The 26,303-nt window shown below is 68.0% G+C and carries 25 protein-coding genes; 10 read left to right on the top strand and 15 right to left on the bottom strand.

Going from position 1 to position 26,303, the window contains the following annotated elements; genetic code table 11:
• Window positions 1-36: 36 nt before the first annotated feature.
• A complete protein-coding gene (locus tag ASE28_RS01055) occupies window positions 37-978 on the bottom strand; it encodes a LysR family transcriptional regulator (protein ID WP_057263910.1) in 942 nt (313 codons plus the stop codon).
• Between the two features lie 67 nt (window positions 979-1,045).
• Between ASE28_RS01055 and ASE28_RS01060 the strand changes: the two genes are divergently transcribed.
• Complete coding sequence (locus ASE28_RS01060; RefSeq protein WP_235516010.1) at window positions 1,046-2,539, top strand: MFS transporter; 1,494 nt, start codon at window positions 1,046-1,048, stop codon at window positions 2,537-2,539.
• A gap of 7 nt (window positions 2,540-2,546) precedes the next feature.
• On the opposite strand, the gene ASE28_RS01065 is transcribed toward ASE28_RS01060, so the two are convergent.
• The 9 genes from ASE28_RS01065 to ASE28_RS01100 all read right to left on the bottom strand — a co-directional run bounded on the left by ASE28_RS01065 (window position 2,547) and on the right by ASE28_RS01100 (window position 11,492).
• Window positions 2,547-3,251, bottom strand: coding sequence for an SDR family oxidoreductase (locus ASE28_RS01065; RefSeq protein WP_057263912.1), 705 nt, complete (start codon window positions 3,249-3,251; stop codon window positions 2,547-2,549).
• A 219-nt stretch (window positions 3,252-3,470) separates the two neighbouring features.
• Window positions 3,471-3,782, bottom strand: a complete 312-nt coding sequence (locus tag ASE28_RS31755) for a hypothetical protein (protein WP_157421794.1) — start codon at window positions 3,780-3,782, stop codon at window positions 3,471-3,473.
• A 67-nt stretch (window positions 3,783-3,849) separates the two neighbouring features.
• Complete coding sequence (locus tag ASE28_RS01070) at window positions 3,850-5,412, bottom strand: malonyl-CoA synthase (protein WP_057263913.1); 1,563 nt, start codon at window positions 5,410-5,412, stop codon at window positions 3,850-3,852.
• A 35-nt stretch (window positions 5,413-5,447) separates the two neighbouring features.
• A complete protein-coding gene (locus ASE28_RS01075) occupies window positions 5,448-6,272 on the bottom strand; it encodes an enoyl-CoA hydratase/isomerase family protein (RefSeq protein WP_057263916.1) in 825 nt (274 codons plus the stop codon).
• A 222-nt stretch (window positions 6,273-6,494) separates the two neighbouring features.
• The gene (locus ASE28_RS01080; RefSeq protein WP_057263917.1) at window positions 6,495-7,490 is read right to left on the bottom strand and encodes a tripartite tricarboxylate transporter substrate binding protein; all 996 of its coding nucleotides are present in this window, start codon (window positions 7,488-7,490) and stop codon (window positions 6,495-6,497) included.
• Between the two features lie 161 nt (window positions 7,491-7,651).
• On the bottom strand, window positions 7,652-9,172 hold the full coding sequence (locus ASE28_RS01085) for a malonyl-CoA decarboxylase (RefSeq protein ID WP_057206414.1): 1,521 nt from the start codon (window positions 9,170-9,172) through the stop codon (window positions 7,652-7,654).
• Between the two features lie 2 nt (window positions 9,173-9,174).
• Window positions 9,175-9,843, bottom strand: a complete 669-nt coding sequence (locus ASE28_RS01090; RefSeq protein ID WP_057263920.1) for a GntR family transcriptional regulator — start codon at window positions 9,841-9,843, stop codon at window positions 9,175-9,177.
• A 385-nt stretch (window positions 9,844-10,228) separates the two neighbouring features.
• A complete protein-coding gene (locus ASE28_RS01095; RefSeq protein ID WP_057206515.1) occupies window positions 10,229-10,522 on the bottom strand; it encodes a cupin domain-containing protein in 294 nt (97 codons plus the stop codon).
• Between the two features lie 76 nt (window positions 10,523-10,598).
• Window positions 10,599-11,492: a helix-turn-helix transcriptional regulator gene (locus ASE28_RS01100; RefSeq protein ID WP_057263922.1), complete on the bottom strand. Its 894-nt coding sequence runs from the start codon at window positions 11,490-11,492 to the stop codon at window positions 10,599-10,601.
• Between the two features lie 100 nt (window positions 11,493-11,592).
• Here ASE28_RS01100 and ASE28_RS01105 point away from each other — a divergent pair, with 100 nt between their 5' ends.
• The 3 genes from ASE28_RS01105 to ASE28_RS01115 all read left to right on the top strand — a co-directional run bounded on the left by ASE28_RS01105 (window position 11,593) and on the right by ASE28_RS01115 (window position 13,934).
• Entirely contained in the window at window positions 11,593-12,480 is an 888-nt protein-coding gene (locus tag ASE28_RS01105; protein WP_057263923.1) for an SDR family oxidoreductase, read from the top strand.
• An 82-nt stretch (window positions 12,481-12,562) separates the two neighbouring features.
• Window positions 12,563-13,411, top strand: a complete 849-nt coding sequence (locus tag ASE28_RS01110; RefSeq protein ID WP_057263925.1) for an alpha/beta hydrolase — start codon at window positions 12,563-12,565, stop codon at window positions 13,409-13,411.
• A 7-nt stretch (window positions 13,412-13,418) separates the two neighbouring features.
• The gene (locus ASE28_RS01115; RefSeq protein WP_057263927.1) at window positions 13,419-13,934 is read left to right on the top strand and encodes a GNAT family N-acetyltransferase; all 516 of its coding nucleotides are present in this window, start codon (window positions 13,419-13,421) and stop codon (window positions 13,932-13,934) included.
• A 10-nt stretch (window positions 13,935-13,944) separates the two neighbouring features.
• Here ASE28_RS01115 and ASE28_RS01120 read toward each other — a convergent pair whose 3' ends face one another.
• On the bottom strand, window positions 13,945-15,435 hold the full coding sequence (locus ASE28_RS01120) for a M20 family peptidase (protein WP_057264342.1): 1,491 nt from the start codon (window positions 15,433-15,435) through the stop codon (window positions 13,945-13,947).
• Window positions 15,436-15,546: 111 nt separating this feature from the next.
• Here ASE28_RS01120 and ASE28_RS01125 point away from each other — a divergent pair, with 111 nt between their 5' ends.
• Together ASE28_RS01125 and ASE28_RS01130 are read left to right on the top strand one after the other, a co-directional pair.
• A complete protein-coding gene (locus ASE28_RS01125; RefSeq protein ID WP_057263929.1) occupies window positions 15,547-16,488 on the top strand; it encodes a LysR family transcriptional regulator in 942 nt (313 codons plus the stop codon).
• Between the two features lie 32 nt (window positions 16,489-16,520).
• Window positions 16,521-16,949: an N-acetyltransferase gene (locus tag ASE28_RS01130; protein ID WP_057263932.1), complete on the top strand. Its 429-nt coding sequence runs from the start codon at window positions 16,521-16,523 to the stop codon at window positions 16,947-16,949.
• A gap of 9 nt (window positions 16,950-16,958) precedes the next feature.
• Here ASE28_RS01130 and ASE28_RS01135 read toward each other — a convergent pair whose 3' ends face one another.
• Together ASE28_RS01135 and lgt are read right to left on the bottom strand one after the other, a co-directional pair.
• Window positions 16,959-18,011 (bottom strand): serine hydrolase, encoded by a 1,053-nt coding sequence (locus ASE28_RS01135; protein ID WP_057263934.1) that lies wholly within the window; start codon window positions 18,009-18,011, stop codon window positions 16,959-16,961.
• A gap of 17 nt (window positions 18,012-18,028) precedes the next feature.
• The gene (gene lgt / locus ASE28_RS01140; RefSeq protein WP_057263936.1) at window positions 18,029-18,868 is read right to left on the bottom strand and encodes a prolipoprotein diacylglyceryl transferase; all 840 of its coding nucleotides are present in this window, start codon (window positions 18,866-18,868) and stop codon (window positions 18,029-18,031) included.
• 213 nt (window positions 18,869-19,081) lie between these two features.
• On the opposite strand from lgt, the gene bfr reads away from it, so the two are divergent.
• Entirely contained in the window at window positions 19,082-19,552 is a 471-nt protein-coding gene (gene bfr / locus ASE28_RS01145; RefSeq protein ID WP_057206436.1) for a bacterioferritin, read from the top strand.
• Window positions 19,553-19,644: 92 nt separating this feature from the next.
• Here the strand turns inward: bfr and ASE28_RS01150 are convergent, their stop codons facing one another.
• Entirely contained in the window at window positions 19,645-20,922 is a 1,278-nt protein-coding gene (locus tag ASE28_RS01150) for a hypothetical protein (RefSeq protein ID WP_235516011.1), read from the bottom strand.
• Window positions 20,923-21,210: 288 nt separating this feature from the next.
• Here ASE28_RS01150 and ASE28_RS01155 point away from each other — a divergent pair, with 288 nt between their 5' ends.
• The gene (locus ASE28_RS01155) at window positions 21,211-22,224 is read left to right on the top strand and encodes a GlxA family transcriptional regulator (RefSeq protein WP_057263940.1); all 1,014 of its coding nucleotides are present in this window, start codon (window positions 21,211-21,213) and stop codon (window positions 22,222-22,224) included.
• Between the two features lie 49 nt (window positions 22,225-22,273).
• On the top strand, window positions 22,274-23,443 hold the full coding sequence (locus tag ASE28_RS01160; RefSeq protein WP_057263942.1) for an MFS transporter: 1,170 nt from the start codon (window positions 22,274-22,276) through the stop codon (window positions 23,441-23,443).
• Here the strand turns inward: ASE28_RS01160 and ASE28_RS01165 are convergent.
• Entirely contained in the window at window positions 23,440-24,402 is a 963-nt protein-coding gene (locus ASE28_RS01165; protein WP_057263944.1) for a LysR family transcriptional regulator, read from the bottom strand. The two genes, ASE28_RS01160 and ASE28_RS01165, sit on opposite strands and share 4 nt — an antisense overlap.
• A 143-nt stretch (window positions 24,403-24,545) precedes the next feature.
• Between ASE28_RS01165 and ilvD the strand changes: the two genes are divergently transcribed.
• Window positions 24,546-26,252: a dihydroxy-acid dehydratase gene (ilvD, locus tag ASE28_RS01170; protein WP_057263946.1), complete on the top strand. Its 1,707-nt coding sequence runs from the start codon at window positions 24,546-24,548 to the stop codon at window positions 26,250-26,252.
• Window positions 26,253-26,303: the final 51 nt, after the last annotated feature.

The raw sequence follows: 26,303 nt of genomic DNA on the forward strand, positions 1-26,303 counted from the left end.
GGAAAAACAACAAGAGCAACCACAACCCGACCAAAGCTACCTCCGCTGACGCGCCGGCTTCACCGCCGGCCCCTTGATCAACGGATCATCCAACACCTTCAAAAGACACTCCCGCAACCAACGGTGCGCCGCATCCGCGCTGTACCGCGGATGCCACGCCATGCGCGTAGTGTCACTCTGCAACGGCAACGGCAACGCAAAGACTTCAAGCTTCAGTGAAGGAGACATGCCCCGCGCCACCCGCTCAGGCACACAGGCCACCAGCTCCGACCGCGAAGCCGCGATCAGCGCCGCAAAGGCACTGGGCACCTGCAGCGCCACCAGGCGCGCCAGGCCCAGAACAGCCAGCGCATCGTCCAGCGTACTGGGCTCGCCAGGCCGCAGTGTCACGCCCACATGGCGTACAGCGGCTAGGCGTGCGGGCGTGAGCGGCTTGGCCAGCAGCGGGTGGCCGGCGCGCGCAGCCCCCACCAGTGGCTGCTGCGACAGCTCCTGCCATTCCACCTCGGGGTCGCGGCTGCGGAACACCCCCACGTCCAGGTCCACCCGCCCCTCGCGCAGGGCAGCGGGATCGCTGTGGCTCTCGGCCAGAAACTGCAGGCTGGCCAACGGCATCTCCTGCGCGAGCGCCTGCGACAGCGCCGCGCCGTAGACCACCGCCATGCCCTCGGGCGCGCGCACCACAAAATGCCGTCGCACCTGCGCCAGGCCGCCCGGCCCCTCGCCCGGCGACTGCAATGCGCGTGCCTGGGCCAGCAGTTGGCGCACGGGCTCGGCCAGCGCCAGGGCGCGCGGCGTGGGCACCAACTGGCGGCCCGCGCGCACCAGGATGGCATCGCCGAACACCTCGCGGATGCGGGCCAGCGCATGGCTCATGGCCGGGGTGCTCAGGTGCACGCGCTCGGCCGCCGCCGTCACGCTGCCGGTGGCCAGCAGCGCGTCGAGCGCGACAAGCAGGTTGAGGTCATAAATTTTCATACCGTGCAACTGTATGTTCAGATCATTGCACTGTACAGAACCATGCAGCGCCGCGACACTGCCGGCCATGACGACACCCAACCCCATGCCTGCCACGCAGCCACCTGAACTGGCCCAGCCCCGCACCACGGCCTTGCCCCTGCTCGCGCTGATGCTCATGCTGGTGCTGGCCGCGCTGGACCAGACCATCCTCTCCACCGCCCTGCCCTCCATCGCCCGCGACATGCCCGGCAGCCTGCCGCCGGCCTGGACCTTCTCGGCCTACCTGTTGGCCGCGACGGTGGTGATTGCGCTGTATGGCCGCCTGGCCGACGTGCATGGCCGCAAGCCCATGCTGCTGCTGGCCATCGCCTTGTTCCTGCTGGGCTCGCTGGCCTGCGCGGCCAGCCAGAGCATGCTGCAGCTGGTGCTGGCGCGCGCGCTGCAGGGCGCGGGCGGCGGGGGGCTGATGACGTTGACCATGCTGACCGTGGCCGCCATGTTTCCGCTGGCAGAGCGCGGGCGCTACCAGTCCTTGCTGGGCGCGGTGTATGGCGTGGCCACCATGTTTGGCCCGCTCACGGGCGGCTGGCTCACCGAGCATCTGTCATGGCGTTGGGCCTTCGGGCTGAACGTGCCGCTGGCGCTGGTGGCGTTTGGTGTGCTGGCGGCCACGCTGCGCGGCCAAGCCAGGGGGCCGCGCACGCCGATCGACCACCTGGGCGCGGTGCTGCTCACCGCTGCACTGTGCAGCGCCCTGTTGATGACACAGCACGAGCGTCTGCAGTTGCCCGACTGGCTGTCGGCCGCCGTGCTGGGCACCGTGTGCGCGCTGTGCACTGTGGCCTTCCTGCTGCGCCAGCGCCGGGCCGCGCACCCGCTGGTGCCGCTGTCGCTGTTCAGCCGGCCGGTGTATGCGGCGGCGTCCGTGATAGGGATGGTCACCGGCGTGGCGCTGTATGCCGCCGTGGTCTTCATGCCCGCCTACCTGCAGACCGCCCTGCACCTGGCGCCCACCACGGCCGCCTGGCACCTGCTGCCGCTGATGGCAGGGGTGACGGCCGCCGCCATCGGCAGCGGCCGCCTGCTGCGCGCCCGCGTGCCGGCCCGCAACCTGGGCATGGGCGCCAGCGCGCTGGTGGTGCTGGGCTTCGTGCTGCTGGCCGCCGCCATGCAGTGGGCGCCCGCGCAGCCGCTGGTGCTGTCGGCCTGCCTGCTGCCGCTGGGCATGGGCATCGGCCTGCTGTTCCCCATCATCACCATGGTCTCGCAGCGCGCATCGCCCGTGCAGCTCATGGGCATTGCCACCGCCGTGCCGGTCATGCTGCGCAGCCTGGGTGGTGCCGTGGGCGTGGCGCTGCTGACCACGCTGTTCGCCCAGGTGCTGCACACGCTGGTGGCCGGGCACCCCGAGGCCATGGCCAGTGCCGGCCCGCATGCGCTGCAGGCCGTATGGGCCTGTGCCGCCGCAGTCGCCGTGCTGGGCGTGGTAGCCTGCCGCTGGTTGCCCGATGCGCCAATGGAACAGCAGGCGCAGCCAGTGGTGAACGCCGGCCCCGCCGGCATCCGCGCTACCGCCTGAGCCAGGATCAGAGCGAGCGCGTCAGCCCTCCATCCACGCGCAGGTTCTGGCCGGTGATGTAAGCCCCGCCCTCCGACGCGAGGAAGGCGATGGTGGCGGCAATCTCGGCGCTCTTGCCGTAGCGGCCCAGGGGCACGGTCTGGCGGCGCTCTTCCGTGGCCGGCAGGCTGTCGATCCAGCCGGGCAGCACATTGTTCATGCGGATGTTGTCCTTGGCGTAGCTGTCGGTGAACAGCTTGGTGAAGGCCGCCAGCCCGGCACGGAACACCGCCGAGGTCGGGAACATCGCGCTCGGCTCGAAGGCCCAGGCGGTGGAGATGTTGATGATGCTGCCCCCGCCCTGCTTTTGCATGTGGGGCACGACCAGGCGCGTCGGGCGGATCACGTTGAGCAGGTAGACGTCCATGCCCACGTGCCATTGCTCGTCCGTCAGCTCCAGCACCGGGGCGCGCGGGCCATGGCCGGCACTGTTGACCAGCACGTCGATGCGGCCCCAGCGGGCCACCGCCTGGTCCACCAGCCGGGTGAGGTCCTCCACGGACTGGTTGGAGCCGGTCACGCCCAGGCCGCCCAGTTCGGCGGCCAGTGCCTCGCCCTTGCCCGACGAGGACAGGATGCCTACCTTGTAGCCATCGGCCGCCAGCTTGCGCGCCGCCGCCGCGCCCATGCCGCTGCCGCCGGCGGTGATGAGGGCCACTTTTTCTACTGCCATGCGTGATTCTCCTGTGCGTTATTTGGCAGATCCCTCACCACGGTGTCGCAATGAGATTTCTTCCGCCAAAGAATAGCATTCAGAACACGCTGCCCGGTGTAGCGGCAGCAGCATCTACCTGTAGATAAAGTACACCGGAGACAGGTGGAAGGTGCCGGATCGGATCGCTGAAAAAGCGACGTGGCGCACTGCGTGCACCGTGCGATGCCTCGAGCCGCATCAGCGCGGGTCTTGCGCGCCCAGCAGTGCAACAACCAGCACCCGGCCGTACCTCTTGAGTGCAAGCACCGACAGCACCAACGTGAGTTCCGGCACGCCGATCCAGGGTGCGACCATGCCCAGCAGAGACACAGGCAGCTGAACGAACCCGATGACGGCATACAACCGACGGATAGCCGCTGAGGAAAAACGTTGGCAGCGCATGTGGAGCATTTCCTGAATCCAATGCACCAGCTGCGGCGTGACCCGCGCGCCGGCTTCTGGAGCTGCACGTGCGCAGGTTCTTCGACCTGCCGGCGAGAACCCGGGCATGAAAAAAGGGCCCGCAGGCCCCTTCTCGATCGCGCACGGCAGCGGCGGCTGCGCCGCCAACACCCCTTCAGGCGAACAAGCCCCTGTGCTGATCGCGCAGCAGGTTTTTCTGCACCTTGCCCATGGTGTTGCGCGGCAGTTCGTCGGCCACGAAGCAGCGCTTGGGGATCTTGAAGTTGGCCAACTGCGACTTGAGATGCGCCACGATGGCCTCGCCGTCGAGCTTGGCACCGGGCTTGGCGATGACCACAGCCACGCCCACCTCGCCGAAGTCCGGGTGGGGCACGCCCACCAGGGCGCTTTCGGCCACGCCGGGCATGTCGTTGATGTAGCCCTCGATCTCGGCCGGGTAGACGTTGTAGCCGCCGCTGATGATCAGGTCCTTGCTGCGGCCGACGATGCTCACGTAGCCGCGCTCATCGACCTTGCCCACGTCGCCGGTCTTGAACCAGCCGTCAGACGTGAACTCCTCGGCCGTCTTCTCGGGCATGCGCCAGTAGCCCTTGAAGACGTTGGGGCCCTTGACCTGGATGGCACCGATCTCGCCCACGGGCAGGCCCTTGTTCGCATCGTCCACTACGCGCAGGCCCACGCCGGGCAGCGGAAAGCCCACCGTGGCACCGCGCCGCTCGGTCTGGTCCTGGTGGCGCTTGTCAGCCGCATAGGGGTTGGAGGTGAGCATGATGGTCTCGCTCATGCCGTAGCGCTCCAGGATGGTGTGGCCGGTGCGCTGCTGCCATTCGTTGAAGGTTTCGATCAAGAGCGGCGCCGAGCCCGCGACGAACAGGCGCATGTTCTTCGCGGTCTCTTTGGTGAGCCCCGGCTCGGCCAGCAGGCGCACGTAGAGCGTGGGCACACCCATGAAGACGGTGGCGCGCGGCATGGCGGCGAGCACGGCCTTGGGGTCGAATTTGCTGAACCAGATCATCTTGCTGCCGTTGATCAGCGCACCGTGCATGGCCACGAACAGGCCGTGCACGTGAAAGATGGGCAGCGCGTGGATCAGCACGTCACCAGGCTTCCAGCCCCAGTAGTCCTTGAGCACTTCGGCGTTGGACTGCAGGTTGCCGTGCGTGAGCATGGCGCCCTTGCTGCGGCCCGTGGTGCCGCTGGTGTAGAGGATGGCGGCCAGGTCGTCGGCCGAGCGCGGCACGGGCGTGTGCTCGTCACCATGGTGCGCGGCGCGATCCAGCAGGCTGCCCGTGCGGTCGTCGCCCAGGGTGAAGACATGCTGCGTGCCCTGGGTGAAGGCGATCTTGCTCACCCAGCCGAAGTTGCCGGGCGTGCAGACCACCACGGAAGGCTCGGCGTTGCCGATGAAGTACTCGATCTCGGCGCTCTGGTAGGCGGTGTTGAGCGGCAGGAACACGTAGCCCGCGCGCAAGGTGGCAAGGTACAGCAGCAGCGCTTCGACCGATTTCTCGACCTGCACGGCCACGCGGCTGCCCTCGGGCAGCTTGAGCGACACCAGCAGGTTGGCGATGCGGGCGCTGGCGCGGTCCAGGTCGCTCCAGCTGTAGAGCAGCGGCCGGCCATCGGCGGTGGAGGTCTCCACCGCCGTGCTGGCCAGGTCGGCGGGGAAGGCGGCGCGCAGGGCGCTGAACAGGTTTTGCTGAGGGGTGGAACTCATGGTGCGGTCATCCGTATAGGCAACAAAGCGGCGGTTCAAAACACAGGGGGGCGTTTTTCGAGAAAGGCGGTGATGCCTTCGCGGTGCTCGGCGCTGTCCGCATAGGCATAGGGGTCTGTGGCATGGTGGTGGCTGGAAGAAGCAGGGTGGTGCTGCGACGGGTCGATGGACAGCGGCGCTTTCAGCGCACGCAGGGTCTGCTTGTTCAAGCGTGCGGCCCCTGGCGCCAGCGCCGCAATGCGGCAGGCGCTGGCCAGGGCCTCGGCGCGGGCCTCTTCGGCATCGGCCACCACGCGGCTCAGAAAGCCACGCGCGAACATCTCGTCAGCGCCAAAGGTCGCGGCTTCCAGCAACATCTGGCGCGCGGTGACCTCGCCCACGGCACCGGCCACCAACTGCGCCTCGCGCGGCGCCATGGGAAAGCCCAGGCGCGCGATGGGTGCGCCAAAGCGCGCCGCCGCATGGGCCACGCGCACATCGCAGCAGCTGGCGATCTCCACGCCCGCACCCATGCAGGCGCCGGCGATGTGGGCGACGATGGGCACGTCGCAGTCGAGCATGGCCGAGAGCCCGCCCCAGACGTCGCCCTCGTGGAATTCCCGCAGCGCCGCCGCGTCGAAGCGAAAGCCCGGGTACTCGGAGATATCGCCCCCCGCGCAGAAGGCTGCGCCCTCGCCTTCGATCAGCACGCAGCGCACATCGTGGCTGCGCTGGATGTCCTTGAACACAGCGCGCAGCTGCTGCCACATGGCGCGCGACATGGCGTTGAGCCGGCCGGTGTGGCACAGCGCGACTTGCACCACGCCAGCATCGCCGGCCGCGCCGGGTGCGCGCGCCGCGACTACCTGCGCCGCTGTCATCGCTGCTGATACAACTGCCTGCATATTGCCTTTCCCTGCTCGCCGCTAATTGGGGGGCGTTCAGAAGGTGTGAATGGACCCGGCGTGTCCGAGCAGGCCGCCACAACGCGTGCGATCTAGGCGCAAAGCACAGCCATAGCGCGGGCTATGGCGAGCATTTGCAACGACGAGCGCGCGTGTTTTGGAGGCATGAGCGGGCATGGCGGGTTCGTTCACACCTTCTTAGTCGAGCTTGGCGCCCGAGGCCTTGACCACCGTGGCCCAGCGCTTGACTTCGCTGCTGACCATGGCGCCGAACTGCTGCGGAGTCAGGGTGCCGTAGTCGGCACCGTTGCTGGCCCAGATGGTCTTGATCTCGTCGGCCGTGCCGACGCGCTTGACCTCTTCCACAATGCGCGCCTGGATGTCGGCCGGCGTGCCCTTGGGCGCCCACAGGCCATACCAGGTGGTCACGGTGTAATCGGGCAGGCCCACCTCGGCGGCGCAGGGCACGTCGGGGAAGGCCGGGTTGCGCTTGCTGCCCGAGACCATCAGCGCCTTGATGCGGCCGCTCTTGATGTGCGTGGCCGAGGAGCCCAGGCCGTCGAACATCATGTCCACATTGCCCGCGATCAGATCCTGCAGGGCCGGGCCCGCGCCGCGGTAGGGGATGTGGGTGATGAAGGTGCCCGTTTGCTGCTTGAACAGCTCGCCCGCCAGGTGGTGCGAGGTGCCGGCACCGGCCGAGCCGTAGTTGAGCTTGGCGGGGTTGCGCTTGACGTGGTCGATGAACTGCTGGAAGTTGGCCACCGGTACGGCCTTGGGGTTGACCACCACCACCTGGGGCACGTTGGCCAGCAGGGCCAGGGGGATGAAGTCCTTCTCGATGTCGTAGTCGAGCTTGGGGTACATCGACGGGGCGATGGCATGGTGCACGGCGCCCATGAACAGGGTGTAGCCATCGGGCGCGCCCTTGGCCGCGTAGCTGGCGCCCACGGTACCGCCGGCGCCGCCCCGGTTGTCGATGACCAGGGTCTTGCCCGTGGTCTTGGAGAACTGCGCCGCCAGCGGGCGCGCAAACGCATCGGTGCCGCCACCGGCCGGGAACGGCACCACCAGGTTCACCGGCTTGCTCGGCCATGCGGACGCCTGGGCCCAGCTGCTGCCACAGGCCAGTGCGGTGGCCGCAGCAGCGGCACCGCGCAGCACGTCGCGGCGCTGCAGGTCGTTGTCTTTCATCTTGTCTCCTGTCTTATAAAAATAGAAATAAAAGGTCCAACACAACAAAAGGCGCATGGTAGCGCCGCCTCACGACACGGGTGTCACCGATGCACACCACGGCCCCAGGGGTTACGGGTTACCCCTCTGGACGCGGCACGCAGGGGCGGTAACGCCGCGATTCAGCCTTTGCACAGGCTGTCGATATCTCCCGATGCGGGCACCTTGCCCTGTGCCAGCATGCTGCGGTGCTTGTCGATGCGCTTCAAGTCATACAGGTAGTTGACCATCAGCCCGTACGACTGCTTGAGCCCCTTGGTGGAGGGGTCGCCGCCCCAGTTCAGGCGCTCCACGCGCGCACCGTTGCCCAGGTGAAAGCGCGCCACCGGGTCCACGGGCTTGCCCTCGGCCAGCTCGCGCGCCAGGTAGTGGGCCGCGCATTCGAGCAGCATCTGCCGCACGGGCGAGCGGGCGTCCAGGTCCAGCGGCTTTTCGAGTGCGGTGAGCAGGTGCGCGGCCTGCGGCGGCTCGAAGCCCACGGCGCGGCCCAGCTCGGCGCGGCGCTTGTCGTCCAGCCGCTCCAGCATGGGCGCCGCATGTTTGGCCAGCCAGCCCCTGAAACCTGGGATGGGCGAGAGCGTGGCAAAGGTGCGCAGGCGCGGGAACTCTTCGGTCAGCGTCTCCACCACGTGCTTGATCAGCGAATCACCAAAACTCACGCCGCGCAGCCCCGTCTGGGTGTTGCTGATGGAGTAGAAGATGGCCGTCGTGGCCTTGGCCAGGTCGGCCGGTGCGGCGGCCTCGTCCAGCAGCGGGGTGATGCTGCTGGAGATGCGGTCCACCAGCGCCACCTCCACGAAAATCAACGGCTCGTTGGGCAGGCGCGGGTGGAAGAATCCGTAGCAGCGGCGGTCGCTGTCCAGGCGGTTCTTCACGTCGGCCCAGCTGCGGATGTCGTGCACCGCCTCGTACTTGATGAGCTTTTCGATCAGCGAGGCAGGCGAGTCCCACGACAGCCGGCGCAGCTCCAGAAAGGCCACGTCGAACCAGGTCGAGAACAGGTGCTCCAACTCCGCGTCGAGCGGCAGCAGGCGCTTGTCGGCCTTGAGCAAGGGCAGCAGCTCGGCGCGCATGTCCAGCAAAAAGCGCATGCCTTCGGGCACCACCGCAAAGCGCTGCAGCAGGCGGGTGCGCGGCGACACCAGGGCGCGGCGCAGGCTGATCTCGGCCTGGCCCTCCTCGGCCGTGCCCGCTGCGGCCTCGTAGCGCTGGCGGGCGGACTTGAAGCGCGTGGCATCGGGTGCGAACTGCTCGCACAGCAGCAGCCACATGTCGCGCCGCTCCTCGGGCGCAGCCTCGGCATACCACTGGGCCACGCCGTGGGCGCGGCGCCCGCCTTCGAGCTCGCTCACCTGCGGGGCCACCACCTCCTGCAGGTCCGCCAGCAGGCGGCGCAGGGCACGCGGCGACAAGGCCTCCTGCCCGCGACGCAGCGTTGCCGCCAGGCGTTCGTTGGTGGAGCGCGGAACAGCCACCTTGGCCACCACGTCGGTCACGTTGGCCTTGTCGGCGGCCGCTCGCGCAAGCTTGTCGCCCGGGGCCTTGTCACCGGCAGGCTTGTCGCCTGCGGCTTTGTCGCTGGCGGGTGCAGCGGAGCGCAGGCGCGAGACGCTGCGGGCAATCCATTCGGGGGCAGTGTTCATGTTCATGGTGTCAACCTCGATTGCTGGGTGCGGGCTACGTCGCGCAGGGCCTCGCGCTGGCGCAGCAGATGGGTGCGCATGGCCTCCTCGGCGGCATCGCAGTCCTGGGCCTTCAGGGCTGCAAACACCGCCAGGTGCTCTGCCAGGCTCTGCTGCAGGCGCCCGGGCGCGTGCAACTGCTGCAGCCGCGCCAGGCGCAGGATCTTGCGCAGATCGCCGATCACCTGGGCCAGCCAGCGGTTGTCCGCCAGCGTGATGAAGGCCTCGTGGATGGCGTGGTTGGCTGCGTAGTATTCGGGGATGCGCCCGGCTGCGGCATGCGCCTGCAGGCGTTGGTGCAGCACCTCCAGCGCAGCCACGTCGCCCGCACTGGCGCGGCGCGTGGCTTCGTGCGCGGCGCGGCCTTCGAGCAGCGCGATCACGGGGAATATCTCGTCCAGGTCCTTGGACGTGACCTCGGCCACGAAGCAGCCACGGCGCGGCTCATGGCGCAGCAGGCCCTCGGCCACCAGCACCTTGAGTGCCTCGCGCAGCGGCGTGCGCGAAATCTCCAGCCGCTCACACAGCGCCGCTTCGTCCAGAAAGCTGCCCGGCGCCAGCTTGCCGGCAAAGATCTCCTCGCGCAGACGCGAGGCGACTTCATCGTGCAGGGAATTGGATACCAGGCGCATGTGCGGGTGAACTCCGGGTGAATCAGCTGCCAGGCCCCACAAGGGCCCCGGCTTTTGCCGCCAACATGCCATCAAATGACGGCAAACGCAGGCTTTGCTCTCACATAGGTGTAATTTCTCATAATTATGGAAAATGACAAGGGGGGCAAGCGTGATTTTTGGTAAGCGAGGCCAAAAAACCAGTTGCTGCAGCAAGCGAGCAACACCCCAGGCTCTTTGATGGCGCTTCTGGGCGTCTCGCGCCTGCCTGCAACGACGGCGCCGCAAATCCACGCGCAGGACCAAACGCTGCTTCTACCTCTTCGCTGTAGCAAAGGCGCCGCCTCTCGCCATGCAGCATCGCAAGTGCGCCAAACTGCGGTGCTGCAGGCCCGGGGGCCTTCAATCAATCGGCAGAGATTCGCCGTGCCACCCAGTAAGTCGCACCCTGCGCCCCATACCGTTCCGCATGCGGCTCATTGCGGTACAGCGTAAACGTATCGCCGGGCACCAGGCGGCGCTCCTGGCCCTCGCAGGTGAGCCACATCTCGCCCTGCACGACGATGGCGCTCACGCCGAAGTCGTGGCGGTGCTCGGGCACCACCTGACCCGGCGCCCATTCACGCACCAGCGCTTCGTCGAACCCGCCGGCAAGCGACTGGGCCTGGAATTGCTCGAAGCTCAAAGGTACGGCGGACATGGCGGTCATCTGGCTTGTCTCCTGCAGGCATGCGGAACTGGCGGGTTTTTTTGCATCGGCGATGTGAGGGGCGTGTCTATGCGGGCGTGGTCTGGCGCTGGCGCCTGACAGCAGCGCTTGCCGCTGCCGCCGCCTTGCCCTCCTCGCCCGCAGCAATCAGCGCCTTCACACGCGCCAGGTCGCGCGGCGTGGCGGGGGTGTAGATCACCATGCCCAGGTCGGGCCGGCCATCGACGGCAAAGGCCGAATACTCCAGGTCGATGGGGCCGGCCACGGGGTGCACCACGTGCTTGGGGTGCTCGCCATAGCTGCTCTGCACACCGTTGTCGCGCCAGAGCGCGCGGAACTCGGGGTCGATTTCGCACAACTCCTCCACCATGGGCTGCACGCGGGCGGCGGCGCCAGCACGCGCCACGTCGGCGCGGAAGGCGCCGACGATGAAGCGCGAATCACGCTCCCAGTTGGGCATCTTGCGGCGCAGCGCCGCACTGCCGAAAACCACGCGCAGGATATTGCGCTGCCCCACGGGCAGCGCGCCATAGTCGGTCAGCACCAGGGTGGAGGCATGGTTCCAGGCGACCACGTCCCAGGTGGAGGTCTTCACATAGGCGGCGCTGGTTTCGAGCGAATCGAGCACGCGCTGCAGCCGGGGCGTCACGCCCTCGGGGTCCTGAAAGCGCACCTCGGGCGGGCGGCCCAGGGCGAGCAAAAAAACGTATTCGCGCTCGGCTTCGGTGAGCATCAGCGCGCGGGCGATGCGCGCCAGCACATCGGCCGAAGGCGCCCCGCCGCGCCCCTGCTCCAGCCACGTGTACCAGGTGGCGCTGACATGGGCGCGCTGGGCGACTTCTTCGCGGCGCAGGCCGGGCGTGCGCCGGCGCGCGAGCGAAAAACCGAGCGCCGCAGGGTCCAGCCGGGTGCGGCGGTCGCGCAGGTAGTTGCCCAGCGGGTTGTCGTTGGTGTCGGGCATGGATGCAGTCCTGTTACTTCTTATACCTGTATAAGATCACTACTTTACCCGGATAAGCCCCGTGGCGACACTGCCCTCCTTTCACAGGAAGGACATCACCATGCGAGTATTCGTGACCGGCGCGACCGGTTTTGTGGGAACGGCCGTCGTCAATGAGCTGATCGATGCGGGCCACAGCGTGCTGGGCCTGGCCCGCTCGGACGAAGGGGCCGAGCGCCTGGCCGCCGTGGGCGCCGAGGTGCACCGCGGCTCCATCGACGACCTGCCCAGCCTGCGCCGCGGCGTTGCCCACGCCGATGGCGTGGTCCACACGGCGTTCAACCACGATTTTTCAACCTATGCGGCCAACTGCGAGGCCGACCGGCGGGTCATCGCGGCGCTGGGCGCCGAGCTTGCGGGCACCGACCGGCCCCTGCTCGTGACCACCGGCATGACGCTGCTGGGCAACAGGGGCGGCGTGGGCACCGAAGAGGATGCGCCCGTGCCCAGCAGCGCCGGTGTGCCGCGCAGCGCCTCGGAAGAGGCTGCAATGGCCCTCGCGCAGCAGGGCGTGCATGCCTGCGTGGTGCGGCTGCCGCAGGTGCACGACCCGTTCAAGCAGGGCCTGATCACCTACCTGATCGCACTGGCCCGCGAGAAAGGGGTGTCGGCCTACCTGGGCGAAGGCTCCAACCGCTGGCCCGCCGTGCATGTGCTCGATGCCGCCTGCCTGTACCGACTGGTGCTGGAGCGAGGCACGCGCGGCACCCGCTACCACGCGGTCGGCGAAGAAGGTGTGGCGCTCAAGGCGGTTGCCGAATCCATCGGGCGCGGCCTGAACCTGCCCGTGGCCTCGGTGCCGGCCAGTGGTGCCGAACAGCACTTTGGCTGGCTGGCCCGCTTTGCCGGCATGGACAGCCCGGCCTCCAGCGCGCTCACGCAGCAGCGCCTGGGCTGGCGGCCGGTGGAGACCACGCTGATCGCGGACCTCAACCGGGCGCAGTTCTGAGCCGGCAGACGCATCCGTGCGGCGGTCACCAGCGCCTTCAGGCAAGCCTCCTACAATGGGCCGAACAGGAGGAGTCCAACGCATGCTGCCCAAGCCAACGCCCCGCCCCACCACCGTCTCCATGCCACGCCGCACGGCCTTGCTGGCGGCAGCCGCCGCCACGGCGCTGGCTGCCTGCGGCGGTGGCGGCTCGTCCAGCGACGAGCCGCCTGCCGAACCTGTGGGCCAGGTCATCAACTCGTCGCTCAGGTCCGAAGCGACGGGCGGCTCGTACGCCATCCGCGTCTACCTGCCCCCGGCCTATGCCACGGGCACGGCCACACTGCCCACCATCTATGTGACCGAAGGCGATGCCTTGTACGGCAGCAGCGGCCTGGCCCCCACGCGCTTCGACACGTTCAAGCAGGTGATGCAGCGCCGGGGCACGCAGGCCATCCTGGTCGGCATCGGTGGCACGGCCCAACGCGGCACGGACTTCCTGCTGCCCGGCGCTGCTGTCTACCTGAATTTCATCACCAAGGAGCTGGCGCCCAGCATCGAGCGCAAGTACCGTGCCGACCCCAAGCGCCGCGCGCTCTCGGGTCTGTCGCACGGCGGCTACTTCGTGGTGGCAGCTCTGGTGATCGAGGGAATGGCCGGCGCGCTGAGCTTCTCGCACTACCTGTCCACCGAATCCAGCGTGGGCGGCCACGGTGATGCGAGGGCCTTCCTCGCCTACGAAAAGCAACTCGACGGCAAGCCCCTGCCCGCCACGCTGTTCCTGACGGGCGCCATCAACGGCAATACGGTACTCATCGTGAACCCCCTGTATACGCAGATGGCCGCGCAGAGCAACCCCGGGCTGACGCTGCTCAGGGCGGAGTACAACGCCAGCCACGTCGGTGCCGACGTACCGGCCTTCGAGGATGCACTCCAGCGCTTTTTCCCATGACCGTCGCATGAGCCCTGGCCCGGCGCTGCACATCGCGCTGGCAGACAGTCCGCATGCCTCGCTGACCGACCTGCTCTGCGAGCTGAACGCCTACTACGCCGATGCCGGCGTGGCCACGGCCCCGCGCGAGGCCGTGCACACACACCTACGCGACCACCTTCTCGCGCCCGGCTCGACTGTGCGTCTGGTAGTGGCCAGCGATGCGGCGGGCAAGGCAATGGGTTTTGCCGCCATCGTATTCCTGCATTCCATCGTGGACCCGAGCCCCGGGCACCGGCTGCAGTGCATGGTCAAGGAGTTGTTCGTCAGCGCCAATGCACGGGGCAAGGGCATTGGCCGGCTGCTCATGGCCTGGGTGGCGCGGCATGCGGCCCAGAAAGGCTGCGGCCGCATGGACTGGAACGTGAAGGCCGGCAACCACGCGGGCATCGCCTTCTACGAAAGTCTGGGCGCGGTACTGGTGGCCGACCGGCTGAGCTACAGGCTCACGCGCGAGGCGATGGACCGGCTGGCCTGCCCCTGAAAAGGTCGACTCAGGGCTTGGCGCCCGCCTGGCTCACCTGGCCGATCAGCCGGTGATAAAAGCGGATCGCGTCCGCATAGTTGGCGATCTCCAGGCGCTCGTTGGTGCCATGAAAGCGCTTGAGGTCCTCCGAGTTGGCGCGCACGGGCGAGAACTTGAAGATGTGGTCGCTGACGGCGCCATAGTGTTGCGAGTCGGTGCCCGCCACCATCAGGCCCGGGGCCACCAGCACGTCGGGGAAGATCTCGCGGATGGTCTGGTTGAGCAGCCGGTACTGGGTGGAATCGGTGGGTGCGACCTTGGAGGCGTCCACCGCACCGGGCAAGGGGCTCAGCTCGTACTGCGCTGTGGGCGCGCTGATCTTGCTGCGCATGTGCTCCATCACCTGCTCCTGGGTATCGCCGGGCATGATGCGGAAGTTGACCGTGGCCTCGGCGCGGCCGGGCACCACGTTGTCGCGGTTGCCGGCGTTCACGATGGTCAGGGCCGTGGTGGTGCGCAGCATGGCGTTGGTGCTGGCGGCCCCTTCGAACTGCTTTTGCACCACGGGGCGGAACAGCCAGAGGTTGGACAGCACCACCCGGTTCACGCCACCCATCTCGGGCGCCAAGGTGTCGAACAGTTCGCCCGCCACGCCGCGGATGCCGCCGGGCATCTGCTCTTCGTCCAGGCGCTTGAGCGCGTCGCTCATCATGGCGATGGCGCTGCTGCCCTTGTGCGGCGGCATGGACGAATGGCCGGGCGTGCCCGACATCGTCATCACCACCGACATATAGCCCTTCTCGGCCACGCCGATGACGGCGGCCGGCTTGGCCAGGCCGGGCATCACGCCGTCCAGGATCAACAGGCCTTCATCGATCACGAAATCCAGGCGCACCTTGCGCTCCTGCAGCAATGCGGCGATCTTGGCGGCGCCGCGCAGGCCGCCCACTTCCTCGTCGGCACCGAAGGCCAGGTAGATGGTGCGCTGGGGCGCAAAGCCGCTGGCCAGCAGCATCTCCACGGCTTCGAGCTGGCTCATGAGGTTGCCCTTGTCGTCCCAGGAACCACGGCCCCAGACGAAGCCGCCCTCTATGGCACCCGAGTACGGGGGCTGCTCCCAGTCGCCCTCGGTGCCGGGCGCCACGGGCACCACGTCCTGGTGGGCCATCAGCATCACCGGGGCGGCATTGGCATCGCTGCCGGGCCAGGTGTAGAGCAGGCTCAGGTCGCCCACCACCTCGCGCTTGAGCTTGGCGTGCACCAGCGGAAAGCGCTGCTGCAGCAAGGCATGGAACTGCATGAACTGGCCGGCGCTGAAGTTGGCATCGTCGCGCGAGGACTCGGTGCGCAGGCGCACCGCCTCGGCCAGGCGGCCGGCCACGGCGGCATCGTCCACCGGCAGTTTGGCAATCGGCGCAACCTCCAGCTGGCGCGAGCCCTTGCGCGCTGTGTTGACGCCCAGGGCCACAGCCAGCAGCACCACCAGGGCCAGCAGCCCCAGCAGGAGTTTCTTGATCATGTACGTCAGCGCTTTCTTGGATTCGGTGGGCGGGCGAGAGGGTTGCATGCTAAGCCGGTAACGAAATGTTCGTCCAATGCATAATTCAAGTCGTTTAGTTCGATTTTCCGCATGAGCACCACCATCGCCCAGTTGCGCCATTTCATTGCCCTGGCCGACAGCGGCAGCTTCACCCGTGCGGCGGACAGCACGCGGCGCTCGCAGGATGCCTTCAGCCGCAGCATCGCCATGCTGGAAGCGCACCTGGGCGCTGCATTGGTCGAGCGCAGCGGCCACCGCAACGCCCTCACCCCCATCGGCCGCACCGTGCTGGAGCATGCGCGCCAGGTGGTGGCCCAGGCCGACGAGCTGCACCAGGTGGTGCGCCACCATGTCAGCGGCGAAGCGGGCTCCGTGCGCCTGGGGATGACCGCCACGCCCCATGCCCTGCTGGGCCGCCGCCTGCTGCACATGGCGGCCGGGCATGCAGGCCATATGCGCCTGCAACTGAGCGGCGGGCCCCAGGCGCAGCAGATACAGGCCCTGCGCGACCGCGCACTGGATGCGCTGGTGATGGACCTGCGCTCCCTCCCCGGTGCCCACGCCGACCTGGAAGTGCACACACTGGCCGAGTTGCCCACCGGTGTGCTGGTGCGGCCCGGCCACCCCTTGGCGCAACGGCACCCCGTGCGATTTGCCGACCTCACGGAATTTGCCGTGGCCTGCACCGGCATGAGCGCGGCCACGGGACGGCTGCTGGTGCAGCGCCTGGGCCTGCAGGCCCACCCCGACACATTGATCACCCTGGGCAGCGAATCGGTGGCCGACCTGCTGGACGTGGTCAGCCACACGGATGCCGTCTACCTGGGCATCGTGGCTCCGGCTGCCCCTTTGCTGGCACAGGGCCGATTGGTTGCGCTGGACATACCGACGCAAGGGCTGCAATCGCACATCGCCTGGGTGCAGCGCGTGGCGCGCGCGCCCAACCCGGTGCTGGACGGCATACGCGGGCAGGTGCAGGCCTGGCTGGGGGAGGCAGGTTCCATAGAGCAAGCGGCCGAACTGCCGGCATAATCGCCGCCCCATTCAGCCCGCCCCCTGCATCCATGGCCTATTCCTACACCTTCGCCCCACCCTCCCCCGAAGACCTGCAGGCGGGAACCCTTGGAAAGCACATGCGCGAATTCAACTACCGCACCGTGGGCGAATACCCGCAGGTGCAGCCGGTGCGGCTGGACGTGCGCGATCTCCACGGCCGGCTGGTGGCAGGCATCCGCTCCTATGTGTTCGTCTACTGGCTGCAGACCGATGTGCTGTGGGTGGCCGAGGACCAGCGCGGCCAGGGCCTGGGCGCACGCCTGCTGGGCATGGCCGAAGCCCAGGGCAAGGCACTGGGTGCAAAAAACGCCAAGCTCGAAACCTTCGAGTGGCAGGCACGGGCTTTTTACCTCAAGCAGGGCTACGCCGAGTACGCGCGCATCGACGACTATATCCAGGGCCAGTACCTGGCGCTGATGCGCAAGCCGCTGGCCTGAGCCAAAGCGCTATCCCAACAGGGAAGACCTGAACACCGGGTGCTCCACCGGCAGCACCTGCTGCGCCAGGGGCACCGCCAGGGCCATGCCCCGGTCGCTGTTGGTCAGCAGCACGAAGCCATCGCCCGAGCCGGGAGAGACCATGGCGAAGTTGCGAAAGCCCGGGTTGTTGCCCCACTGCCAGAGCATGGGGCCGGCCGGGGTGCGCTCGATGCCCCAGCCATAGCCCCATTCCAGCCCCAGCGCCTTGTCGGCCACCACGGGGGCGGACATGGCCAGCGCCAGCAACCGCTCATCGGCCACGACGGCGGCCAACAGGCGCGCATAGTCGCGCGCCGTGGTGTACAGCGAGGCGGCAGCCACGGGCACGCCCCAGCGCATGCCGCTGGCGGCGCCGCCATGGGCTTGCACGGCCCGGCCTTCGTAGGCGCTTTGCCAGACCAGGCTGGAGTCACGCATGCCCAGGGGTGCAAACACCTCAGCGTCCATCCACTGCGCGATGGGCCTGCCGGTGGCGGCCTCCATCACGGTCTGCAGCAGCACATAGCCTTCGCCCGAATAGCGCCAGCGCTGGCCGGGGTCGAAGGCAGGGGTCAGCGTGCCGCCGGTCCAGTTGGGCAGGCCCGAACTGTGGTTGAGCAAGGTGGCCACGGGGATGCGGGCCAGCGTGCTGGCGGGCACGGTGTCGCTGGCATCGCCGGGTTTGCGCCGCAGCACATGCTGGTAGTGCACATAGCCTTGCGGCAGATAGTGCGAGACGGGCGCCTGGAGGTCCAGTTGGCCCGCGAGGGCCAGGCGCAGAGCGCCATAGGCGACGACGGGCTTGGTCAGCGAGGCCGCCTGGAACACCGCGTCGGGTGCCGCACCACAGGTTCCTGCCAACACGGTCTCCTGCACGCGGCCCGCCTGCAGCGTGGCGTACGCCGCTGCGCACACGCCCAGGCTGGCAGCCACCCCGGCCACCGGCTGGTGTCGGTAGCGCGTGAGGTCCGTGGCGCACGATGCCAGCAGCGGCGACCCGGCGGCGCTGGCCAGAAGGAGCTGGCGGCGGGTGACGGTCATCGGCACCGCGCGGCAGGTCAGGGCTTGGGCGTGGTGAGCGCAGGCGTGCCGCCCTCGCGCTTGGCGGCCCACAGCCACATCAGGATGCCGGCCACGATCATGGGCACGCACAGCCACTGGCCCATGCTCATGCCCAGCGAGAGGATGCCCAGGTGCGCATCGGGCTCGCGGAAGTATTCGGCGATGAAGCGGAAAGCCCCGTAGCCGATCAGGAAGACGGCGGCCACCTGGCCCTCACGGCGCTGGCGCCGGGCGTACAGCCACAGCAGCACGAACAGCAGCAGCCCTTCCAGCAGAAACTGGTAGACCTGCGAAGGGTGGCGCGGCAGCATGGAGCCGCTTTGCGGGAACACCATGCCCCAGGGCAGGTCGGGGCTGGCAAAGCGGCCCCAGAGTTCGCCATTGATGAAGTTGCCCACCCGCCCGGCCGCCAGGCCCGTGGGCACGCAGGGCGCCACGAAGTCGGCCACCTGCAGCCAGGGGCGCTTGCGCGAATGCGCAAACCACAGCATGGAGACGATCACGCCCAGCAGCCCGCCATGGAAGGCCATGCCGCCCTGCCACACGTAGAAGATCTCCAGCGGGTGGCTCAGGTAATAGCCGGGCTTGTAGAACAGGCAGTAGCCCACCCGCCCACCGATCACCACGCCCGCCACGCCGAGGAAGAGGATGTCCTCCACGTCCTTGCGCGTCCACGCGCCCGGGCCGGCAATGGAGGCGAACGGCTGGTGCCGCAGCCGGGCGATGCCCAGCAGCATGAACAGCCCGAAGGCCGCCAGGTAGGTCAGGCCATACCAGTGGATGGCCAACGGGCCCACTTGCAGGGCGATGGGGTCGATTTGGGGGTAGGTCAGCATTTGGGCGGTATTGTGCCCGCGCGCTGTGGCAGTTGGCAGCCGGCAGCCCCGCGAGGTGTGGGGGCAGCGCCCAGGAGGCTGTGAGCGCACCGGGCGCACCCCCGATGAGAACGCTTCTGATCCCTGTACGCATGCAGAGCGCACAGAGGGGGACATTCCCCCCAAACGCCTTCGTCCGCGCGATACTCCTAGCCAGAATTCAAGGATAAAAACATGCAGGGAAACCCACAGGTCGTCGACTACTTCAAGGATCTGCTGCGCGGCGAACTGGCCGCGCGCGACCAGTATTTCGCGCATTCGCGGATCTATGAAGACCAGGGCTTCATCAAGCTCTACACCCGCCTCGACCACGAGATGCAGGAAGAAACCCAGCACGCCGACGCGCTGCTGCGCCGCATCCTCTTCCTGGGCGGCCGTCCCGACATGCGGCCCAAGGAATTCACCCCCGGCGAAACCGTGCCCGAAATGCTGCGCAAGGACCTGGCCACCGAATACGAAGTGCGCGCCGCCCTGCAAAACGGCATGGCGCTGTGCGAGAGCGTGGGCGACTACGTGAGCCGCGACCTGCTGCTGACCCAGCTGCGCGACACCGAGGAAGACCACGCCTACTGGCTCGAAAAGCAGATCGGCCTGATCGACAAGATCGGCCTGCAGAACTACCTGCAGTCACAAACCTCCGCCTGAGCGAGCCCCCCAAGGTACTCGCGCGCCTGTCGCCGGGCTCAGGCAGGGGGAACGCCCGTACATCCGGCCCCACCGGCCAGTCTGCTGTCCACTCAATGCAGGCGTGGGCCTTCTTCGTCGTAGTAGTGTCGCGCCTCGTCCCACTCAGGCGCGGGTGGTGCAAAAAGCAGATCCCGGTCACCGGCATCGTGCAGCCCAGGGGCGTCTGCCGGCTCCAGCATTCCCGCCATTTCCTGGGCAAAACTGCGCAGCGCAATGAACTCGCAGGAGATGCGTTGAAAGATGACCTCACTGACCCGGTAGGACCCCGGCCCAGAGTCCTCGGGGTCGTTGGAAATCTGCAGCGCCGTCACCCCGTCCATCAAGGCAATGGCATGCACCCCCAGCGATGCGAAGTGGGACACCAGTACCTTCAAGTCGATGCAGACAAAGAGCTGGAATGCCCCCTGCATGAACAGCACGGCATTTTCAGCGGTCATTGACAGGGTGAACGGCTGCATTGGCACCCAGGCCATTTCGGGCGCCACCTGTATCGACATCAGCGACTTCGATGCCATGCCCTTGAGCGCATGCAGGCAACCCGGGTTGCCCTGGTAGTGGTCTGCGCGGATCGCCACGTAGCGCAGGCCCTCTTCCGGGAAGACCTGCGCAATGCCCGATTCCATGGCCTGCTGCACACAGGTGTTCAGGCGCTCTGCATGGGCTGTCGCGTGGTGGATTTCCGGGGGCGGCGCATTGCGTGCGCCGTGAAAATCCGCCGGACCAGCGCCTGCCAGAAGCTGCATGGTGCGCCGCAGCTCTTCGTCCAGGAGCTTTCCTGGGCGACCGCGTTGCGCCAGCGATTTCAGCTCCACGGGCTGCGGTTCACTGCCCGCCAGAACACAGATATCGCCTTGCCCCACCATGTTCGTCATATCGGCCAGGACAACGGGGATGCCCATGCCCGTGCCCAGCCTCAAGGCCCGGTACCGCCTGCGAAACGTTTCCTGCCGGGAAATGAGACCTGCGCGCTCCTTGGCCTGGGTTCTCTGCGCAAAATAGAAGTACCTGTGGCGCTGGGGTGGATGGTAGGTCGCCGCAATGCCATCGCCAAAGCAGCGGTACAGAAAGCGCAGATGTTCCAGCGCGTCACAGCGGTCCTGGATTTTCAGGACCAGCTCTTTCGTCTCGCGCGCCTTCTCTCCGATCAGCCGCTCTCTCACAAGGCGCTGCTTGAGGCGAAGCCTGGCGTCCTGAAGGCGGTCATGGCTCAGCTTCGACCGGGCGATGCGCCGGATGAGCAGTTGCTGAAGTTCCAGGACGAGATTCACCCGCCCTGGGTCGCCCTGGATGGTGCCGAGCAGCCGCGCGGCCTTCAGGAGCCACTGCATCTCTCGGGGAAACCTCAAGGGGAAAGGCATTCGCAGTCTCCTCAAAGCGTGCGATGGACAAGTTCAAATCTGTTGAGGACCCTTGGCTTGGCGGCCCTTCCTGTCTGCAGGATAGCGCCCATGCGGCAGCGAACGCCAGCAAATTATCGCTTGTTGACAATGTGGCCTGGACAGCAGTGGCTGGCGCCTCCTGACTGCGCTTTGTCCCGCCGGCGCACCTTGCCATTTGGCCAGATATGTGGGCTAATTGTCATTGCGGCCAACCGGACGAACGCCGACACTGGGGGCATGCCCCACCCCACCCGCACCGTTGCCTGCCTGGTCTACCCTGGTGTGATGAGCCTGGACGTGGTCGGCCCGATGCAGGTGTTCGGCTCGGCCAATGGCGAGCGCACCGGCCATGGCCTGCCGCCGGCCTATGCGCTGCACCTGCTGGCCGAGGCGCCGGGGCCCGTCACCACCTCGGCCGGCTTTGCGCTGGTAGCCGATGGCAGTTGGGCCGATACCGACCCCGCCGGCGTGGACACCGTGCTGGTAGCGGGTGGCGATGGCGTGGCCGACCAGTTGGGCCACACCGGCATGCTGCAGTGGCTGCGCCATGCCGAGCCCCAGGTGCGCCGCCTGGGCTCGGTCTGCTCGGGCGCCCTGCTGCTGGCCGAGGCCGGCCTGCTCGACGGTCTGCGCGCCACCACGCACTGGTGCCGCATGGACAGCATGCGCCAAAACTACCCCGCCGTGCAGGTGGACGAGGACTGCCTGCACACCTACGACGCGGCCCACCCCGTGTACGGCCACCTGTTCACCTCGGCCGGCGTCACGGCCGGCATCGACCTGGCCCTGGCGCTGGTGGAGGCAGACCTGGGCCGCCCCATGGCCCTGGCCGTGGCGCGCCGGTTGGTGATGTTCATGCGCCGCCCAGGCGGGCAGGCGCAGTTCAGCGCATTGCTGGCGCCCGAGACGCGGCATGCACCCCGGCTGGCGGCCCTGCTCGAATGGATTCCCTCGCAACTGGGCGGCGACCTGTCGCTCGATGCCCTGGCCGGGCGCGCCTGCATGCCGCCGCGCACGCTTACGCGCGTGTTCCAGCGCGAACTGGGTACCACGCCAGGCCGCTATGTGGAGCGCGTGCGCGTGGAGGCCGCCTCTACCCTGCTCGCGCAGGCCCAGGCATCGGTCTCCACCGTGGCCCGGCTGTGCGGCTTCGAGCACCCCGAGAACCTGCGCCGCAGTTTTCACAAGCACCGCGCCGTGAGCCCGCAGGCCTACGCTCAGCGCTTTGGCGCCGGTGCCTTGCTGGACTGACCACTTTTCCTCCGCGCCAGACACGGCGCACCACCGAAAGCCTCCACCCATGCTGCTTCTGCGCAATGCCTCCGTTCGCCTGCTGTTCGCTGGCCAGGCCCTGTACTGGGGCTGCTCCATCATCGGCATCACGCTGACCTCCATCGTCGGTGCGCGGCTGGCGCCCTGGCCGGCGCTGGCCACCTTGCCGCTGGCACTGCTGGTGCTGGGCAACCTGCTGTCGGTGCAACCGCTGTCGCTGTTCATGCAGCGCCACGGCCGGCGTGCGGGGCTGCAGGCCGGCGCGCTGTGCGGTGTGGCGGGCGGCCTCATCAGCATGGCGGGGGTGCAGTGGGGCAGCTTTGCCGTCTTCTGCGCGGGCACGCTGGCCATCGGTGCCTACCAGGCCTCGTCGGGCTACTACACCTATGCCGCGCTGGAGGCGGTGGATGCGCAGCAAAAAGGCCGGGCCGCCGCCTGTGTGGTGGCGGGCGGCCTGTGCGCGGCCGTTTTCGCCCCACCGCTGGCGCTGTGGTCGCGCAACCTGCTGGCCACGCCGCTGGCCGGCGCCTACCTGGCGATTGCCGTGCTGGCCGCGCTGGGCTGGGCGGTGATGGCGCTGCTGCGCGAGGGCGTGGCGCCCAAGCCGGCCGCGGGCGGCATGGCCGCCATGCGCGCCCTGCTCGCCCGCCCTGGCCTGCGCGCCGCAGTGGTGATGACGGCCATCGGCCACGGCCTGATGATCCTGGTGATGAACGCCACGCCGCTGGCGATGGAGGTCTGCGGCTTCTCGGCTGCATCCGCCGCGCAAGTCATCCAGTGGCATGTGATTGGCATGTTCGCACCCGCGCTGTTTTCGGGTGCGCTGGTGGACCGCTTCGGCAGCCGCCGCGTGGCCACCGTAGGCGCCCTGTGCCTGGCGGCCAGCGCGGTGGTGGCGCTGTCGGGCCTGTCGTTCACCGAGTTTTTGGCCAGCTCCTGCCTGCTGGGCACGGGCTGGAACCTGATGGTGATCTCGGGCACCACGCTGCTGGCCGAAAGCCATGCGCCCGAGGAGCGCGGCCAGGCCCAGGCACTGATGCAACTGGCCAACGGCATCGTGGCGGCGATGATGTCCTTTGCCTCGGGCGCGCTGTTGACTGGCGTGGGCTGGACGGCCATCAACGCCGTGGCGCTGCCGCTGCTGGCCGTTGCGGCGGGGCTGCTGTTCGTGCGCGGGCGCGCTGCGGCAGTTGCTTAACCGGCAGCCGAGCGCTCGCGCACGAAGTCGACGAAACGCGCCAGCGCCGGGTTGTTTAGCCCGACCGGCCAGACCAGGCTGGTCTCGCATACCGGAAGGGGACTGGGCACCGCTTTCACGGCCTTGGTCCACGCCTTGCCCGGAGCAGGTCCGAACGCATCGGCCGCGCGGTAAACCACCCCCTCGCGGCGGAACTGGGTCACGCTCTCGGGCACCCAGGCCACGCCCAGGCCGCCCCACACCAGGTTGACGATGGTCTGCATCTGGATCGCCTCCTGCGCCACCACGGGTACGCGGCCGGCCGCGTGGTACAGCGCAAAGATCGCGTCGTGCAGCGAGGGCACGATGCGGCGCGGAAAGATCACCAGCGGCTCGGCAAGCACCTGCGCCAGGTCCAGGCGCGGCACACCGGCCAGCGGGTGGCTTGCGGGCAACGCCAGCACCAGGGGTTCTTCGGCCACCGCCAGGCGCGCCAGCTCGGGCGGGGCCGCGCCGGGCGAATGCAGCACCAGCCCGCCATCGAGCTCGCCGCGCGCAAACAGCGCGCGCTGCACGTCGCCCGTGGCCTCCACAAGCTCCAGCGCCACCTGCGGGCACAGCACGCGAAAATCGCGCACCCATTCGGGCAGCCGCTCGAAGCCGATGGTGGAGACAAACGCCAGCCGCACTCGCCCCACCTCGCCCGCCGCCGCCGCGCGGGCCCGCACCGGCAGCGCCTGCGCGCGCTCCAGAAAGTCGCGCACGTCGGGCAGCAGGGCCTCGCCCGCCGGCGTCAGCGCCACGCGCCGGCGCGTGCGGTCGAACAGCATCACGCCCAGCGAGCGCTCCATCTGCGCAATGGCCTGGGTCAGCGGCGGCTGCGTCATGTGCAGGCGGATCGCGGCCCGGCCAAAGTGCAGTTCTTCGGCCACGGCGACGAACTGGCGCCAGGCGCGCACGTCGATGAATGTCTCTTTCATATGTTTTATATATTAATGGAGCAGATGAAAGGGATTGGAAACGCAGCGCCAAACCTCGCATACTTGCAACCCGAAAGCATGGGACACGTGGAACGCTGCGCTGTCCTCCCCACAACAACGACTCCCCCACCAGGAAACACGCCATGGCAGACAGCAAGACCATCCCGATCCAGCCCATCAACCACCGCAGCGCCAACATCACGCAAGGCAAGTCGCGTGCGCCCAACCGATCCATGTACTACGCCATGGGCTACGAGGAAGGCGACTTCGTCAAGCCCATGGTCGGCGTGGCCAACGGCCACAGCACCATCACCCCCTGCAACAGCGGCCTGCAAAAGCTGGCCGACGCGGCCATCGCCGGCATCGAGGAAGCCGGCGGCAACGCCCAGGTGTTCGGCACGCCCACCATCTCGGACGGCATGGCCATGGGCACCGAAGGCATGAAGTACAGCCTGGTGAGCCGCGAGGTGATCAGCGACTGCATCGAGACCTGCGTGGGCGGCCAGTGGATGGACGGCGTGCTGGTGGTCGGCGGCTGCGACAAGAACATGCCCGGCGGCCTGATGGGCATGCTGCGCGCCAACGTGCCCGCCATCTACGTGTACGGCGGCACCATCCTGCCCGGCCGCTACCAGGACAAGGACCTGAACATCGTGAGCGTGTTCGAGGCTGTGGGCGAAAACGCCGCCGGCAAGCTCAGCGACTTCGATCTGAAGGAAATCGAAAAGCGCGCCATCCCCGGCACCGGCTCGTGCGGCGGCATGTACACCGCCAACACCATGTCCAGCGCCTTCGAGGCCCTGGGCATCAGCCTGCCCTACTCGTCCACCATGGCCAACCCGCACGACGAGAAGATGAACTCGGCCAAGGAATCGGCCAAGGTGCTGATCGAGGCCATCAAGATGGACCTGAAGCCCCGCGACATCGTGACCAAGAAGGCCATCGAGAACGCCGTGGCCGTGATCATGGCCACCGGCGGCTCCACCAACGCCGTGCTGCACTTCCTGGCCATCGCCCACACGGCGGGCGTGGAATGGAGCATCGACGACTTCGAGCGCATCCGCAAGCAGACCCCCGTGCTGTGCGACCTGAAACCCAGCGGCAAGTACCTGGCCGTGGACCTGCACCGCGCAGGCGGCATTCCGCAAGTGATGAAGGTGCTGCTCAACGCCGGCCTGTTGCACGGCGACTGCATCACCATCAGCGGCAAGACCATTGCCGAAGTGCTCAAGGACGTGCCCGATGTGCCCCGCGCCGACCAGGACGTGATCCGCGGCATCGACAAGCCCATGTACGCCCAGGGCCACCTGGCCATCCTGAAGGGCAACCTCAGCCCCGAAGGCGCCGTGGCCAAGATCACCGGCCTGAAGAACCCCGTCATCACCGGCCCGGCCCGCGTGTTCGACGACGAGCAATCGGCCCTGGAAGCCATCCTGGCCGGCAAGATCGTTGCCGGCGACGTGATGGTGCTGCGCTACCTGGGCCCCAAGGGCGGCCCCGGCATGCCCGAAATGCTGGCCCCCACCGGCGCGCTGATCGGCGCCGGCCTGGGCGAAAGCGTGGGCCTCATCACCGACGGCCGCTTCTCCGGCGGCACCTGGGGCATGGTGGTCGGCCACGTGGCGCCCGAAGCGGCTGCCGGCGGCACGATTGCCTTCGTCAACGAAGGCGACAGCATCACCATCGACGCGCGCCAGCTGCTGCTGGAGCTGAACGTGAGCGAAGAAGAAATCGCCAAGCGCCGCGCCGCCTGGACAGCGCCCGCCCCGCGCTACACCCGCGGCGTGCAGGCCAAGTTCGCCTTCAACGCATCGAGCGCGAGCAAGGGCGCGGTGCTGGACGCGTATTGAGCAATGGCAACGGGATGGTGCAGGGCTTGAGGGGCAGATAGCCCCCCAGCC

It is taken from the genome of Acidovorax sp. Root219 (assembly GCF_001428665.1).
GTDB lineage: Bacteria > Pseudomonadota > Gammaproteobacteria > Burkholderiales > Burkholderiaceae_C > Acidovorax.

Coding starts and splice junctions, on each gene's coding strand:
- ASE28_RS01055 (WP_057263910.1), bottom strand. CDS start 978: ATGAAAATTTATGACCTCAACCTGCTTGTCGCGCTCGACGCGCTGCTG.
- ASE28_RS01060 (WP_235516010.1), top strand. CDS start 1,046: ATGACGACACCCAACCCCATGCCTGCCACGCAGCCACCTGAACTGGCC.
- ASE28_RS01065 (WP_057263912.1), bottom strand. CDS start 3,251: ATGGCAGTAGAAAAAGTGGCCCTCATCACCGCCGGCGGCAGCGGCATG.
- ASE28_RS31755 (WP_157421794.1), bottom strand. CDS start 3,782: ATGCCCGGGTTCTCGCCGGCAGGTCGAAGAACCTGCGCACGTGCAGCT.
- ASE28_RS01070 (WP_057263913.1), bottom strand. CDS start 5,412: ATGAGTTCCACCCCTCAGCAAAACCTGTTCAGCGCCCTGCGCGCCGCC.
- ASE28_RS01075 (WP_057263916.1), bottom strand. CDS start 6,272: ATGACAGCGGCGCAGGTAGTCGCGGCGCGCGCACCCGGCGCGGCCGGC.
- ASE28_RS01080 (WP_057263917.1), bottom strand. CDS start 7,490: ATGAAAGACAACGACCTGCAGCGCCGCGACGTGCTGCGCGGTGCCGCT.
- ASE28_RS01085 (WP_057206414.1), bottom strand. CDS start 9,172: ATGAACACTGCCCCCGAATGGATTGCCCGCAGCGTCTCGCGCCTGCGC.
- ASE28_RS01090 (WP_057263920.1), bottom strand. CDS start 9,843: ATGCGCCTGGTATCCAATTCCCTGCACGATGAAGTCGCCTCGCGTCTG.
- ASE28_RS01095 (WP_057206515.1), bottom strand. CDS start 10,522: ATGTCCGCCGTACCTTTGAGCTTCGAGCAATTCCAGGCCCAGTCGCTT.
- ASE28_RS01100 (WP_057263922.1), bottom strand. CDS start 11,492: ATGCCCGACACCAACGACAACCCGCTGGGCAACTACCTGCGCGACCGC.
- ASE28_RS01105 (WP_057263923.1), top strand. CDS start 11,593: ATGCGAGTATTCGTGACCGGCGCGACCGGTTTTGTGGGAACGGCCGTC.
- ASE28_RS01110 (WP_057263925.1), top strand. CDS start 12,563: ATGCTGCCCAAGCCAACGCCCCGCCCCACCACCGTCTCCATGCCACGC.
- ASE28_RS01115 (WP_057263927.1), top strand. CDS start 13,419: ATGAGCCCTGGCCCGGCGCTGCACATCGCGCTGGCAGACAGTCCGCAT.
- ASE28_RS01120 (WP_057264342.1), bottom strand. CDS start 15,435: ATGATCAAGAAACTCCTGCTGGGGCTGCTGGCCCTGGTGGTGCTGCTG.
- ASE28_RS01125 (WP_057263929.1), top strand. CDS start 15,547: ATGAGCACCACCATCGCCCAGTTGCGCCATTTCATTGCCCTGGCCGAC.
- ASE28_RS01130 (WP_057263932.1), top strand. CDS start 16,521: ATGGCCTATTCCTACACCTTCGCCCCACCCTCCCCCGAAGACCTGCAG.
- ASE28_RS01135 (WP_057263934.1), bottom strand. CDS start 18,011: ATGACCGTCACCCGCCGCCAGCTCCTTCTGGCCAGCGCCGCCGGGTCG.
- lgt (WP_057263936.1), bottom strand. CDS start 18,868: ATGCTGACCTACCCCCAAATCGACCCCATCGCCCTGCAAGTGGGCCCG.
- bfr (WP_057206436.1), top strand. CDS start 19,082: ATGCAGGGAAACCCACAGGTCGTCGACTACTTCAAGGATCTGCTGCGC.
- ASE28_RS01150 (WP_235516011.1), bottom strand. CDS start 20,922: ATGCAGTGGCTCCTGAAGGCCGCGCGGCTGCTCGGCACCATCCAGGGC.
- ASE28_RS01155 (WP_057263940.1), top strand. CDS start 21,211: ATGCCCCACCCCACCCGCACCGTTGCCTGCCTGGTCTACCCTGGTGTG.
- ASE28_RS01160 (WP_057263942.1), top strand. CDS start 22,274: ATGCTGCTTCTGCGCAATGCCTCCGTTCGCCTGCTGTTCGCTGGCCAG.
- ASE28_RS01165 (WP_057263944.1), bottom strand. CDS start 24,402: ATGAAAGAGACATTCATCGACGTGCGCGCCTGGCGCCAGTTCGTCGCC.
- ilvD (WP_057263946.1), top strand. CDS start 24,546: ATGGCAGACAGCAAGACCATCCCGATCCAGCCCATCAACCACCGCAGC.